The 14,147-nt window shown below is 67.3% G+C and carries 13 protein-coding genes; 3 read left to right on the top strand and 10 right to left on the bottom strand.

Annotated elements, in window-relative coordinates:
• Nucleotides 1-6: 6 nt before the first annotated feature.
• From ACWEFV_RS25825 to ACWEFV_RS25790, 8 genes are read right to left on the bottom strand one after another with little or no spacing between them, the layout of a single operon-like run.
• The gene (locus ACWEFV_RS25825) at nt 7-588 is read right to left on the bottom strand and encodes an NADPH-dependent FMN reductase (protein ID WP_135456838.1); all 582 of its coding nucleotides are present in this window, start codon (nt 586-588) and stop codon (nt 7-9) included.
• A gap of 6 nt (nt 589-594) precedes the next feature.
• Nucleotides 595-1,581 (bottom strand): cyclase family protein, encoded by a 987-nt coding sequence (locus ACWEFV_RS25820; protein WP_135456840.1) that lies wholly within the window; start codon nt 1,579-1,581, stop codon nt 595-597.
• Between the two features lie 14 nt (nt 1,582-1,595).
• Nucleotides 1,596-2,417: a coniferyl-alcohol dehydrogenase gene (locus tag ACWEFV_RS25815; RefSeq protein WP_167857928.1), complete on the bottom strand. Its 822-nt coding sequence runs from the start codon at nt 2,415-2,417 to the stop codon at nt 1,596-1,598.
• 2 nt (nt 2,418-2,419) lie between these two features.
• Complete coding sequence (locus ACWEFV_RS25810; protein ID WP_450072266.1) at nt 2,420-3,727, bottom strand: LLM class flavin-dependent oxidoreductase; 1,308 nt, start codon at nt 3,725-3,727, stop codon at nt 2,420-2,422.
• Nucleotides 3,724-5,538: an FAD-binding protein gene (locus ACWEFV_RS25805; protein WP_450072265.1), complete on the bottom strand. Its 1,815-nt coding sequence runs from the start codon at nt 5,536-5,538 to the stop codon at nt 3,724-3,726. Before ACWEFV_RS25805 ends, ACWEFV_RS25810 begins: the two co-directional genes overlap by 4 nt.
• A complete protein-coding gene (locus tag ACWEFV_RS25800) occupies nt 5,535-6,458 on the bottom strand; it encodes a 3-carboxyethylcatechol 2,3-dioxygenase (RefSeq protein ID WP_450072264.1) in 924 nt (307 codons plus the stop codon). Before ACWEFV_RS25800 ends, ACWEFV_RS25805 begins: the two co-directional genes overlap by 4 nt.
• A complete protein-coding gene (locus ACWEFV_RS25795) occupies nt 6,415-8,097 on the bottom strand; it encodes a bifunctional 3-(3-hydroxy-phenyl)propionate/3-hydroxycinnamic acid hydroxylase (RefSeq protein WP_450072263.1) in 1,683 nt (560 codons plus the stop codon). The genes ACWEFV_RS25800 and ACWEFV_RS25795 overlap by 44 nt, the downstream gene beginning before the upstream one ends.
• Nucleotides 8,094-9,005, bottom strand: a complete 912-nt coding sequence (locus tag ACWEFV_RS25790) for an alpha/beta fold hydrolase (protein WP_450072262.1) — start codon at nt 9,003-9,005, stop codon at nt 8,094-8,096. The genes ACWEFV_RS25795 and ACWEFV_RS25790 overlap by 4 nt, the downstream gene beginning before the upstream one ends.
• Nucleotides 9,006-9,135: 130 nt before the next feature.
• Between ACWEFV_RS25790 and ACWEFV_RS25785 the strand changes: the two genes are divergently transcribed.
• Genes ACWEFV_RS25785 through ACWEFV_RS25775 form a run of 3 tightly spaced genes read left to right on the top strand, consistent with a single transcriptional unit; the run spans nt 9,136 to nt 12,064 of the window.
• Nucleotides 9,136-9,861: an IclR family transcriptional regulator gene (locus tag ACWEFV_RS25785; RefSeq protein ID WP_450072261.1), complete on the top strand. Its 726-nt coding sequence runs from the start codon at nt 9,136-9,138 to the stop codon at nt 9,859-9,861.
• A 14-nt stretch (nt 9,862-9,875) separates the two neighbouring features.
• On the top strand, nt 9,876-11,489 hold the full coding sequence (locus ACWEFV_RS25780) for an FAD-dependent oxidoreductase (protein ID WP_450072260.1): 1,614 nt from the start codon (nt 9,876-9,878) through the stop codon (nt 11,487-11,489).
• A 17-nt stretch (nt 11,490-11,506) separates the two neighbouring features.
• Nucleotides 11,507-12,064, top strand: a complete 558-nt coding sequence (locus ACWEFV_RS25775; RefSeq protein ID WP_450072259.1) for a TetR/AcrR family transcriptional regulator — start codon at nt 11,507-11,509, stop codon at nt 12,062-12,064.
• Here the strand turns inward: ACWEFV_RS25775 and meaB are convergent.
• Together meaB and ACWEFV_RS25765 are read right to left on the bottom strand one after the other, a co-directional pair.
• Nucleotides 12,053-12,925 carry a methylmalonyl Co-A mutase-associated GTPase MeaB gene (gene meaB, locus ACWEFV_RS25770; protein ID WP_450072258.1) on the bottom strand — a complete coding sequence of 291 codons (873 nt, stop codon included), beginning with the start codon at nt 12,923-12,925 and terminating at the stop codon, nt 12,053-12,055. The genes ACWEFV_RS25775 and meaB overlap by 12 nt on opposite strands.
• An 11-nt stretch (nt 12,926-12,936) precedes the next feature.
• Nucleotides 12,937-14,097 (bottom strand): thiolase family protein, encoded by a 1,161-nt coding sequence (locus ACWEFV_RS25765; protein WP_450072257.1) that lies wholly within the window; start codon nt 14,095-14,097, stop codon nt 12,937-12,939.
• Nucleotides 14,098-14,147 lie beyond the last annotated feature (50 nt).

The raw sequence follows: 14,147 nt of genomic DNA, 5'->3' as shown, positions 1-14,147 counted from the left end.
CCGAAGCTATCGCGCCGCTCCGTTGGACCGGCCGAAGGTGAGCAGCTGGGTGGCCAGCATCTCGAGCTGACCGCGCACGGTTCCGTCGGCCAGTTCGCCAGTCTCAGACCAGATCTTGTCCGCGGAGTTGATCGCCACCCCCAGCGGGGTGGGCCAGGCCCGCAACGCATGACCGATGGAGCGCAACTGCCCCAGCGTTCCCACCGCGGCCTGCCACCCGTAGGCGCAACTGATGCAGCCCCACGGGGTGTTGTCCAGGTAGACCCGCGGGTCCTCCCGCAGGTCCTCGATGTAGTCGAGCGCGTTCTTGACCAGACCGGAGATCGCACCGTGATAGCCCGGCGAGCCCACCACCACAGCGTCAGCGTCACGCAGCGCGGAGACGAACTCCAGAGCCGCGGGCGTGCGCTCCAACGAATGCGGCGCATACATCGGCAACTCCAGATCCGGCCCGGCGAACATCCGGGTCCGGCCTCCCTGCCGTTCCACCGACTCCAGGCAGTACCGCACGGCCCGCTCGGTCGAGGAGTCCGCGCGTAGGGTGCCGCCGAGCCCGACCACGAACGGCACCTTTTCAGCTGACGTCATGTTTCCTCACTTGATCGCAATGGGATTCACCGGCGAACCGACGGCACCGGTGACCCGCAGCGGCGGGGCGATGAGCTGGAACTCGTAGACACCGTCGGCCGCGCAGTCGGCCGCCAGCGCACCCAGGTCCCAGTACTCGCCGAGCATCAGGCCCATGTCCCGCAGGCACAGCATGTGCATCGGCAGGAAAGTGCCCTCGACACCGTTGGCCGGGTCGGGGTCCTCGACCATCAGATTGTCTGCTGCCACAGCCGCCACCTGGTGGTCGTGCAGCCACGAGGCGCAACGCCAATCCAGTCCCGACCCGGGTTCGGCCCCATCGCCGGTGGCCAAAAACCTTGTCCACCAGCCAGTGTGCACCACCACGATGTCACCGGGTGTGACGGCTACTCCCTGCGCCCTGGCCACGTCATCGAGCTCGGCCGGCGTGATCGGATTGCCCGGTTCCAGGAACTGCTCGGCGCCGCGGTGCCGGACCACATCCAGCAGCACCCCGCGAGAGGTGATGCCCTTGCCGTCGACCTTGTCGATACCGCAGCGGAACGCGCCGAAGCTGGTGACCGAATCGGCCGGGAATCCGTTGTAGAGCTTGTCCTCGTAGTAGACGTGCGACAGGGCATCCCATTGCGTGGCGGCCTGCAGCGGCATGACGATCATGTCGTCGTTGAAGCGGAACGGATTGTCCACGAAGAACCCGCTGACCTCGTGGGCCACCGAATTGCGCAGCCACTGTGGGCCGTACTGCGCCAGCGTGTTGGCGTCGCCGCCGTCCACCGTCATCACATGGGTCGGGTTCTGCCGGAACTGGAACGCTCCCTGCGGGCCGGCCGACGAGAAGTCGCCGCCGAGTGCGAACACCTTGCCGTGGGTGACCAGCGACGCACCCTCGGCAACCTTGGCGGGGGTGATCAGGTTCAGTGTGCCCAGCTCATCGTCGGAACCCCAGCGACCCCAGTTGCGCACATCGTCGGCGACCTTGCGAAAGTCGCTCATCGTCCCGGCCAATCTCAGCTCCTCTGGTCAGCGTCTTCTACAGCATCGACCAGGGCGGCCTCCCGCTGGGCGAGAATGCCGCCATCGGCCCAGATCACCTGACCAGTCACGTAACTGGCGGCCGGGCTGCCCAGGAACGCCAGCAGCGCGGCCTGTTCGGCGGCCCCGGATTTGCGGCCGAGCGGGGTGGTGAACGTATCGAGGAACGCCGAGTTCAACTGGTCGAGGATCGGCGTCTGAGTCACCCCCGGTGCGGTGCAGTTGATCCGGATCCCGCGGGCACCGAGTTCCGAAACCCGGCACATCCCATAGAGAATCATCGCCTCCTTGGACAAGCGGTAGCCACCGTCGGCCAGAGCCTCGGGATGGTCGGCGCACCACCGCAACCCCTCGTCGACCGATCGTGTCCGGATCAACCCCGCTGTGGTGGCCCGGTTCTCGCGGTACCCCGATGCCGCCAGCGAGGACACCGAGGTGATCGATCCGCCGGCCGGAATGCGGCCCTCCACCGCTTCGGTGAACTGTCGCGTTCCCAGGAAGTTGATGCGCACCACGAGCAGTGGATTGCCGATCCCCGAGGACACGCCGGCCACATTGAACAGGGCGTCCACCTGCCCGTCGACCGCACCGGCGGCACGGTCGACGGACTGCGGGGCGGCCAGATCGAGTTCGATGAACTCATCGGGCAGGTGATCGGGTGGCCGGATGTCCAGGCCCGTCACCCGGGCGCCGAGCTCACCCAAGGCACGGGTGAGCGCGGCGCCGATGCCCGAGCCGCAGCCGGTGACCACGACGTGTTTGCGGTCGTAGCGCACCAACTCGCTTAGTAGGGTCACGGTCATCCGGAGGTTTCCCGAGCTGCCTTCTCGGCCTGAGCGGCCTTGACCCGGCCTTCGTTGATCTCGGCCATCGCCTCGGGGATCTCACCGGCGGTGAACTTGTCACGGCCGGTGGGCAGCCCACCGAAGGCGTAGGTCTCGTCGAACAACGGGGCGTCCGACGGACGGCAACGCGACTCGACCTTCTCGATCACCGGCTCGAGGCGCTTGGCCTTGTCCGCCACCGCCTTTGCATCCCGCTCGATGAACTCGGGCAGGATCTCCTTGCCCATGATCTCGATGGACTCCATGGTGCCCTCGTGGCTGCGCGGGTTGAGCAGCAGGATGATCTCGTCGACCCCGCTCGCCTCATAGGCGCGCAGGAATTCGCGCACGGTGTCGGGCGACCCGATGGCGCCGCGGCCGGGACCGTACGCCAGCGTCGGATCTTCCTTGACCGCCTCCTGATACCGCTCCCACACCTTGGTACGGCCGGGGGTGTGCATACCGGTCAGGTAGTAGTGCATGATCCCGAACGAGAAGAAGCCACCGCCGATGCCGAGGCGCTTGAGTGCCTCGTCGTCGGAGCGGGCCACCATCATCGAGAGGTCACCGCCGATGGCCAGGATGTTGGGGTTGATCGCCGGGGTGATGGGGGCACCCTGCTCTTCGAATTCCTTGTAGTACCCGTCGACCCGCTCCTTGAGCGCCTCGGGACCGGTGTAGGCGAAGCTCAGCGCACCGATGGCCTTCTGGGCGGCCATCTGCACCGACGACGGGCGGGTACAGGCCACCCAGACCGGCGGGTGCGGCTTCTGCAGCGGCTTGGGGATCACGTTGCGGGCCGGCATCTCGACGTGCTCGCCCTTGAATCCGGTGAACGGCGCCTCGGTCATACAGCGGATCGAAACCTCAAGGGCTTCTTCCCACATCGTGCGCTTGTCGGCCGGGTCGATGTCGAAACCGCCCAGCTCGGCCACCGAGGAGCCCTCACCGGTGCCGAACTCCACCCGCCCGTTGGACAGGTGGTCCAGGGTGGCGACGCGCTCGGCGATGCGGGCCGGATGGTTGATCGGCGGGGGCAGGTGCATGACACCGAAACCCAGCCGGATGTCCTTGGTGCGCTGGCTGGCCGCGGCCAGGAACATCTCCGGTGCGGTGGAGTGGCAGTACTCCTCCAGGAAGTGGTGCTCGGTGAGCCAGACGGTGGAGAAGCCGGCCTTGTCGGCGGCCTCCACCTCGGTCAGACCGTGCTGGAACAGCTGATGTTCGTCATCCTCCGACCACGGCCGGGGCAGTGGGAACTCGTAGAACAGCGAAATCTTCATCGGTTTCCTCCTGAGGGGTTGCTGACGGTGTCCTGGATTTGTTGGTTGGCTGCTTGTGAAACTGGTTGTGCGACAGACTGTTGGGCGTTCCGGTCAGCGATATGTCTGGCTGCCACGTAGCCGAACGTCATTGCAGGCCCGATGGTCGCGCCCGCACCGGCATAGCTGCGGCCCATGACGGCCGCCGAGACATTGCCCACGGCGTAGAGCCCGTCCACCGTGGACTCGTCGGCACGCAGCACACGGGCGTACTCGTCGGTGCGCAGTCCGCCCGAGGTGCCCAGGTCGCCGAGAATGATCTGGAACGCGTAGTACGGCGGCTTGCCGAGCGGGCCCAGATTCGGGTTCGGCAGGGTCGGGTCGCCGTAGTAGTTGTCGTACGCGCTGTCACCGCGGTTGAAGTCGTCGTCGTGCCCGCCGTGTGCCAGCTGGTTGAACCGCTCGGCTGTGGCCCGCAGGTTCTGCGCGGGCACACCGATCTTGCCGGCCAGCTCCTCCCAGCTGTGTGCCTCGACCACGACGCCCGAATCCAGCCAGGCCCGTGGCACCTTGCGTCCGGTGGGCACCGGTGCGAACGGGATCTTCGGGATGGGCAGGTGCCCGGCCACCACGTACCGGTGGAACGAGTCGATGTCGGTGACCAGCCAGCACGGGATGTGGCCGATGCCGGACTGCTGCCCCTCGATCATGGCGTGGGCGAAGTCCATGTAGGGAGCGGCCTCGTTGATGAACCGCTTACCCTCGCCGTTGACGACGAACTGCGACGGCATCATCCGCTCGTTCAGCATGAATTGCAGCCGGCCGTCGGGCCAGCAGATCGCCGGGAACCACCACGCCTCGTCCAGCAGTTCCGTGGTGCCGCCGGCCTTCTCCCCGGCCCGGATGCCGTCGCCGGTGGCAGCCGGATTGCCGAAGCTCCAGTCCTTTTCGAGCACCGGCAGGTGCTCCTTGCGCCACGCCATGTCATGGTCGAACCCACCCGAGGCCAGGATGACGCCCCCTGTGGCCCGGATCCGCAGCGGCTTGCCGTCACGCTCGACGACGGCGCCGAGTACCGCGCCGTCCGCACCGGTGATCAACGAGGTCATCGGCGCATCCAGCCACAGCGGGATGTCGTGCTGCTTGAGCGCCAACCGCATCCGGGCGGCCAGCGACTGGCCGATGGCGGCCATCCGGTCACCGAACACCCGGGCCCGCACCATCCGCCAGATCAGTTTGAGCAGCACGGCCTTGCCGCGCCAGTTCTGCCGAACCTGGTAGAAGAGCCGAAGATCCTTGGGGGCGAACCAGATTCCCTTGGGCGCCAGGGCCAGCGGGGCGAGCAGTTCCTGCTCGTGCTCGCCGAGCTTGCGCAGGTCGATGGCCGGGACGTTGATGGTGCTTCCCTGTGCCGAGCCGCCGGGCAGTTCCGGGTAGTAGTCGGCGTAGCCGGGCTTCCAGACGAACTCGAACCAATCACTGTTGTGCTCCAGGAAGTCCATCATCTCCGGTGCGGCCTCGACGTACTTGCGCAGCCGGGCGTCGATGACCGTGCCTTCGGTGATCTGCTTGAGGTAGTCGAAAACCCCGTCCGGTGAGGGCACATATCCGGCCCGGCGCTGCGACGGCGCCCCGGGTACCCAGATCCCGCCGCCCGAGAGCGCGGTGGAACCGCCGAAGTGGGAGGACTTTTCGATCACGAGGGTATCGAGACCGGCTGCGTCGGCGGCCAACGCAGCGGTCATGCCGCCGCCGCCGGATCCGACGATGAGAACGTCGACCGCTTTGTCAAACGTCTGCTCGGCGGTCTGTGCACTGGTGTCTGAGGTCATGCTGCGATTCCTACCGCCGTCCTGATTGCGAATCCTGCGATCAATTCCGGTGCCGCCCGGTAGAAGTGGTTCCCGGTCCGGTATGGCCCGTTGGCTTCGAGCGCCGCGAATGCGGCCACCCAGGTGCGGATCTCGTGTGCCGAATTGCCCCCTTCGGTGGCGATGAAGGTGTTGGACCAGCTGTCCAGTTCCGTCAGCCTGCCCTCGTCGAAGATCTCCAGCAGGCTGTGGTCCCATTCGGGATTCAGCGGCCGAAGCGCACTCTCACCGTGGGCGAAGTCGTGAGCAGCCTGGCTCACCGCGGTCTGCCGGGCCGTGCGCTGTTCGGCGGTCATCGGGACCCCGTGCACGATCCGGTCCAACGCAGCCGGCGGGGCGGTGGCCAGCGTCGGCACCGGAGGATCATGGGACAACCCACCGGAACCCAACACCAGCACCCGCTTGTCGAGGGTTGCCAGGTAGGCGCCCACGGCAGCCCCCAGAGCACGAGACCGCGACAGCGGACCCAACGGGGTGGCAACGGAATTGATGAAGATCGGCACGATCGGCCGCGCGGTCGCCACACCGAACAACTCCTGCAGCGGCTGCACGGTGCCATGGTCGACGTCCATGCTCGTCGAGATGGCGACGTCCACCCCGGACTCCCACACCGCCTCCGCGCACTGCCGGGCGATGTCACCGGCAACGTTCAGCGCACCCTGGTACGTCCCGTAATCCCCCACTCCCGCCGCGGCGGTACCGATGCAGAACGGAGGCATCAGCCGGTAGAAGAACCCGTTGTAGTGGTCGGGCGAGAAGGTGACGACCAGTTCGGGGTCGTAGTCGGCAACAAACTCGCGAGCGCTGCCGACCGCCGCCCCGATCTCGTCGAGGAGGTCAGCCGACGGTCCCGGAAGATTCAGCAGTGGGCTGTGGGACATACAGCACAGGGCTACTGGCACCGTTCGCACCTCCCTCCAGCACATGCAGTACGTCGAACAGGGCGTTGCTCAGTTCCGGGGCGCGCTGGGCGATGTCGGCACCGGCGATGCAGCGGTCCGGGCGCAGCACCAGCACCGATTCCGCGTGTACGTCGAACCAGGCTTTGAGCGCACCCGAGCGGTCACCGACGATCACCACAGAGCCGTCGTCGCTGTCCGCATCGTGGCCGGTCCAGAACAGCTGGGTCTGCGGGCGGGCCGCGATGAACCTCGCGCCCAGCGCTTTCCAGCGCTGGTAGGCCTGCTCGCCGAGCAACGCGCGCGGATTGTTGTTCCAGCACAGCACCGCGAAGTTCAGCCCGATCACATCGTCGAGCAACACGTCCGACTGCTCGCGGGTGTCCACCCGCGGCTGGATGAACAGCGTGCCGGCAGGCGCTTCGGGCGTCGGCGGCTTCGGGTGGTAGACCGCGCCCTGGTCGTACCGCGGCATCGGCTTGAACCGCATCTCCAGCACGTAGCGCTTGAGCGCCGGAACCACCGATGCACCGCGAATCAGCCTGTCCCGCACCACCGCGACCTTGCGGTTGGTGGGCGAGATAACCCGTCCCACCAACGTCGACAGGTCGATCATGGCCCGGGCGTGCTTGCGGCGCTCGGTGTCGTAGCTGTCCAGGAGTCCGTCGCCGGCCTGACCGTTGACCACCGCGGCCAGCTTCCAGCCGAGGTTGGCCGCGTCCCGGATGCCACTGTTGTACCCCTGGCCCTGCCACACCGGCATCAGATGCGCGGCATCGCCGGCCAGCAGAAACCGGCCCTTCCGGAAGTTCCCGGCGATCCGGGAATGGTGGGTGTAGACCCGGCGACGGATCACGTCGACCTTGTCGGGATACGGCACGAACGGAGCGAGCAGCCGTGCAACGAATTCGGGATCCTCGGCCTGCTCGTCGGTTTCGTCGGCATGGATCATGAACTCGAACCGGCGGATGCCGTGCGCGATCGAGATCGAGGCGTACGGCCGATCCGGGTCGGCACCGACCTCGCTGTTCGGATGTCCCAGCGGATCGTTGGCGAGATCGACCACCACCCAGCGGGTCGGTGAAGTGGTGCCGTCGAACGACACCCCCATCAGGCGGCGGGTGGCGCTGCGGCCGCCATCGCACCCCACCACATAGCGCGCCCGCACCGCGGGCACGTCCGGGCCGAACTCGACCGTGACTCCGTCAGCTGTCTCGATCGCCGATTCCATCCGGCGCCCCCAGGCCACCTGCACGTGCTCGAACCGGTCCAGCCCGACCAGCAACTGCGCGTCGACCAAAGGCTGTACGAAGCCGTTGCGCTTGGGCCAGCCGAATCGTGCGTCCGGAGGAGCCATTTCGGCCAGCAGCCGGCGGTGACCGTCGTAGAACCGCAGGATCTGGTTGGGCACCGTATGCGGCAGGATCGCCTCGACCAGGCCGATGGACTGGAAGGTACGCAGCGATTCATCGTCGAGTCCGACTCCCCGGGGGTAGTCGATGAGGGTGTCGCGTTCCTCCACCACGAGCGTTCGGACACCCTGGATGCCAAGAACATTTGCCAAGGTCAGGCCTACCGGCCCGGCCCCGACGATGATGACGTCGACCTCTTGGTCGGTCACGCCGGCTTTCCCAGCAGGAAGTCCAGATGCAACCGGTTGAACGTGTCAGGGTCTTCGTATTGCGGCCAGTGCCCGCAGTCCGGCATCACCTCGAACCGGGCACCGGGGATCATCGACGCGATACGCCGGCCCTCACTGACGTCGGCGGTCGGGTCATCGCTGGTCCACAACACCAGAGTCGGCGCAGTGATCGATCCGTATTCCTTCTCCCCCAGCAGGTTCCGCGCGCGGATCTCCGGATCCTGCAGTGCCATGATGTCGCTCATCGCGGCGACGAAACCGGGCTGCCGGTACACCGCCTGACGACTCGCCACGATGTCGTCGTAATCCTTCGACTTATCGGCCATCAGCCACTTGATCCGGGCCTGCACGGTCTCCCAGCTCGGGTTCTCCGCGGCCGCCATGGACAGCGTGATGATCCGCTTCATCACCTCGGGGTCGGCCTGTGAACCACCGGCGGTGTTGAGCACCAACCGATCGACGCGGTCCGGGTGATCGGCGGCGGCCCGCGCGGCCACCCAGCCGCCCAGCGATTCACCCGAGATGTGAGCGCGCTGCGCACCGATCGTGTCGAGGAAGGCGATCAGATGGTCGACATAGTGCGCGACCTCCAGCGGATGGCCGGGCTTGTCGGTGTAGCCGTGCCCGAGCATGTCGATCGACCAGGTCGAGAAGTGCTCGGCATGGGATTCCAGATTGCGCACATAGGCCTCGGCATGCCCGCCCGACCCGTGCAGCAGAACCAGCACGGGCAGCTTCGGGTCACCGGCATGCAGGTAGCGGGTGCGGATGCCGCCCACATCGAGGTAACCCTGCGAGAACGCGACGCCCTGCAGGTCAGACCAGACGCTCTCATGCTCGCTGGCCGAAACGGAACCGGATGCCGGCCCGGCGGCAGTGCTTGTCATGTTCCCCTCTCCGACGGTAAAGAGAATGATATTCTCCAAATTTGTAAGCACTTTGCTCACATAGCGCACATCAGCGTGCATTATTATCAGAGCATCACTCTCGCGGTTCTATCTGTCAAGGAGGGGCGCGATGCCGGCCAAGGCAACCCAGCCGCAGGCACAAACGAAGACCGACAGCACCCCCAACGGGGTGCCGGGTTCACAGACGCTGGCGCGCGGATTGAGCGCGCTCGCGGCCATCGCCGCAGCCCCGACCGGGCTCACCGTGCAACAGGTCGCCGACCAGGTCGGCGCCCATCGCACGATCGCCTACCGGCTGCTGGCCACCCTCAGCCAGTTCCGGTACGTGACAAAGGGTGAGGACGGCCGCTACCGGCCGGGCGCCGGCCTAGCCGCACTCGGTGCGTCCTTCGACAACAACATGCGCCAGCTCAGCGTCCCGACCCTGCGCGCCCTTGCCGACGAGCTCGGCAGCACGGTGTCGTTGCTGGTGGCCGAGGGCGATCAGCAGGTGGCGGTCGCGGTGATCGTCCCGACGCAGGTGTTCTACCAACTGTCCTTCCACGAGGGCAGCCGCCATCCGCTGGAGCGCGGCGCCGCCGGAGTGGCACTGCTGGCGAGCATGCCGCCGCGTCCCGGCGAACGCGAACTGGTGCGCGAGACCCGCGAACAGGGTTGGGTGATCACCCACGGCGAGATCGAACCGGACACCTATGGCCTTGCGGTGCCCGTGCGCCGGCGTCTGCCGTCGCCGCCCACCTGCATCAATCTCATCTCGCACCGCGAAGACGTCGTGCTGGGCGGCAAGGACGCGGTGGTCCGGGCAGCAAACGAACTATCGGCGATTCTGTACTGAAAGGCGATGCGCACATGACTGATTGGGACAACGAGGTCGACGTCGTCGTACTGGGCAGTGGTGGCGCAGGGCTCACCGCCGCACTGACCGCGTCGGTCAGCGGCGCGTCGGTCGCGATCTACGAGAAGGCGCCCACGGTCGGCGGCACGACCGCGGTCTCCGGCGGCATCGTCTGGATCCCGGCCCATGACCGCAGCGCTGACGGGCCGCTGCCGGTCGCCGACGCGATCGACTACCTGCAGGCCCAATCGCTCGGCTACATGGATGCCGATCTGGTCGACACCCTCGTGCGGACCGGCCCGGCGATGCTCGACTTCGTCGAGGAGCACAGCGAGCTGCGTTTCGCCGTCGCCGAGGGCTTTCCCGATTACAAGCCCGAGCTGCCCGGCGGCCGCCCGGGCGGCGGCCGCTCGCTGAGCGCCGGCCCGGTGGATCAGGGCAAGCTCGGCGTCTGGCGGCACCGGATCACCTCATTCCCGGCGGATTTCAGCAACGTCGGCATCGACGCGGAAACTCGCGCCCGCATTCACGCCGTCCACGACTATCCCGACGCCGACCTCTGTGTCGCCGGCACCGCACTGATCGCCGGTCTGCTGCGCGGCCTGCTCGATCGCGACATCCAGCCGGTCACCGAGGCCCGCGCGATCGAACTGGTCGGTGACGCCGACGGCATCGCCGGGGCGCGGATCAGCGTCGACGGTGCCGACGTCCGTGTCCGCGCCCGCAGCGGCGTGGTGCTGGCCACCGGCGGATTCGAGTGGGACGCAAAGCTGGTCGAGGCCTACCTGCGCGGGCCGATGCGCGGCGCGGTGTCCCCACCGAACAACACCGGCGACGGGCTGCGGATGGCGATGGCGCTCGGTGCCGACCTGGCCAACATGGGTGAGGCGTGGTGGGTGCCGATCGTGCAGATTCCCGGCGACACCATCGACGGTCATCCGCGTAGCCGCAGTGTGCGGCTGGAACGCACCCGGCCACGCAGCGTCATCGTCAACCGGGCGGGCAAGCGCTTCCTCAACGAGGCGGGCGAGTACAACTCGATGGCGGGCGCCTTCCAGTACCTCGACCCCAAGGTCGGCTATGCCAACGACCCGGCCTGGATCGTGTTCGACTCCGTGCACCTGCAGCGTTATGGCTTCCTCGGCGTCGAACCAGGTGATGTGGTGCCGGACTGGTTCTGCGAATCGGCCACCCTCGCCGAACTCGGCGCCAAGACCGGTATCGACGCCGAGGGACTGGCCGAGACCTTGAACCGCTGGAATGACAACGTCTCCCGCGAGGTCGACCCCGACTTCGGCCGCGGATCCAGCGCCTATGACGGGTACTGGGGCGACAACTCGGCCGCCACCCCGGCCGGCCAGACGCTCGGGCCACTCGACACCGCGCCGTTCTACGCGGTTCCCGTCAAGATCGGCGCGATGGGCACCAAGGGCGGACCGCGCACCGACCGCGACGGCCGTGTCCTGCACGTCAACGGCGCCCCGATCCCCGGCCTGTTCGCCGCGGGCAACGCCATGGGCGGGGTGACGGGCAAGGCCTACGGCGGGGCAGGCGGCACGCTCGGTCCCGCAATGGTGTTCGGTTACCGCAGTGGCTATGCCGCCGCTACCGGCAAGTCGGTGAGCTGATCAGTTACGGTCGAGTGGTGCTCGGGAACCCGCGCAGCGCAGCCCAGACCCGCATCCTCGATGCGGCGCTTGAGCTGATCGCAGAGCACGGGGTCAGCGGGACGTCGTTGCAGATGATCGCCGACGCGCTCGGTGTCACGAAAGCCGCTGTCTACCACCAGTTCAAGACCAAGGAAGCCATTGTCATCGCGCTCACCGAGCGTGAACTCGGCCAGCTCGAGGATGCGCTCGAGGCGGCCGAGGCCGAGGGCTCGCCCACCCGGGCTCGGGAAGTCCTGCTCACCCGGGTGATCGACATGGCCGTATCGCGTCGACGTGCCGCCAGCACACTGCAGTTCGATCCGGTCGTGGTGCGCCTGCTCGCCGAACACGAACCGTTCCAGCTGTTCATCGACCGGCTCTATGCGGCCATGCTCGGCGATCAGTCCGGCGATGGCGCGCGGGTCCATGCGGCAGTGTTGTCCGGCGTGATCAGCGTCGCGGTGATGCACCCACTGGTGACCGATCTCGACGATGACACGCTGCGCACCGAGCTGCTGCGGACGATGCGACGCGTACTGGCCCTACCCGGCTGAATCCGCGATCAATTGTGCCGCAGCGCTGTACGGGTCAGTGGTGCCGTCGGCCACCGCGGCGGCCAGCCCGTCCAGCTCACCGTGATTGCGCAACAAGGTCTGGGCCAGCGATAGGATCTGGGCCCTGGCCCGCGCGGCGCGGCGCGCCGCGGTGTCGGATCGATGGTGAGCATCGATGGCCTCGACCAGCTCGGCCAGCCCCTCCCCTTGGGCCGCAACGAGTTTGAGAACCGGGACAGTCGCCTCGGCCCGAAGGTCACGCGCGGTCTGATCGGCACCCTCGCGGTCGGCCTTGTTCACCACCACCAGATCCGCGACCTCCAGCAGCCCGGCCTTGGCGGCCTGCACGGCGTCACCCGCGCCGGGATTGAGGATCACCACGGTCGGATCCGCGATGGCGGCGATCTCGATCTCGGACTGCCCCACGCCCACCGTCTCCAGCACGATCAAGTCGTAGGACAGCGCGGCAAGCAGCCGAATGGCCGCGGGTACCGCGGCGGCCAGCCCGCCCAGATGCCCACGGGTCGCCACCGAGCGGATCAGCACATCGGGATCATTGATGTGGGCGGCCATCCGGATCCGGTCCCCGAGCAGTGCACCGCCGCTGTACGGCGACGACGGATCCACCGCAAGCACCGCGACCCGCAGACCGCGGTCCCGGTACGCGCCGACGAGCGCGCCGACCGTCGTCGACTTTCCGGCCCCAGGTGGCCCGGTAACCCCGATGACGCGCGGAGATGCCGCGCTGAGCACCGCGAGAACCTCGTCGCGACGGTCGCTTTCGACCAGGCTCAGCAATCGCCCGACGGCACGTTGGGATCCGCCGCGGGCCGCGGTGATGAGTTCTTCGATATCTGGCATCAGTGATGACACTACGACGCAGGCACCTCGATGACCGTCGCCGAACCCATACCGCCACCCGCACACATGGCGGCCACGCCGATACCGCCACCGCGCCGGCGCAACTCATGGACCATCGTGGCCAGCATGCGCGCCCCGGTGGCGGCCACCGGATGGCCCAGTGAGCACCCGCTGCCGCTCACGTTGACGATCTCCGGGTCGATGTCGAGCAGCTTGATGGTGGCGACGCACATCGACGCAAAGGCCTCGTTGATCTCGAACAGGTCCACGTCCGACAGCGAAAGACCGGCCCGGCGAAGGGCTTTGGTGATGGCCTCGACGGGAGCCAGCCCGGTGGAGGCCGGGTCGACGCCCACCGAGGCCCAGGACTTGATGGTGGCCAGGGCCGGCAGCCCGAGTTTGTCGCTGGCGATGGTCAGCAGCGCGGCCGCATCGTTGGCACCGCACGCATTGCCGGCGGTGATGGAGAACCCGTCGATCTCGGGATGCAGCGGCTTGAGCGCGGCCAGTTTCTCCAGTGTGGTGTCGCGACGCGGATGCTCATCGGTGTCGAACAACCCATGCGGAGTTTCGATGGGAACGATCTCCTCTTTGAACCGCCCCTCGTCGATCGCCGCGACGGCCTTGAGGTGCGATCCCAATGCCCACTGGTCCATCTCCTCGCGGCTCACCCCGGCCTTCACCGCGGCGTTCCACCCCACTGTGATCGACATGTCCATATTGGGTGCGTCCGGCCGGTCGGGATGGGTGGGCGGGAACCAGTTGACCCACTCGGCGTCCTTGGCGCTGCTTGTCGCGCGGACGAACCGCGGTGAGGTTGAGGCGGAGTTCACCCCGCCGGCCAGGATCAGCCGGTCCATCCCGGCGCGGATGCTGGCGGCCGCACTCTGCACGGCGGCCTGACCGGCCGCGCAGTGCCGATTGATCGACGCTCCGGGGACCGTTGTCAGGCCGGCGGTGATGGCGGCGTGGCGGGCGATGACGCCGCCACCGTAGAGTCCTTCGCCCAGGATCACGTCGTCGATTGATGCGGCCAGGTCGGCAGGAATGTTCTCCAATGCGGCGCGCACCACATGGTCGGCCAGCGCGTAGGCGTCCGTATCGCGCAACGTGCCCTTCTTCGCCGTGCCGATAGGAGTTCGCAGCGCGGACACGATGACAGCTTCAGGCATTGATCTGCTCCCTGGTTCACCCGGTAAGAGAATGCTATTCTCGCAGCCAG

This window comes from Mycobacterium sp. NPDC004974 (assembly GCF_053600815.1).
Note: the sequence above shows the minus strand (reverse complement) of the source record. Positions and strands in the feature narration are given on the sequence as shown.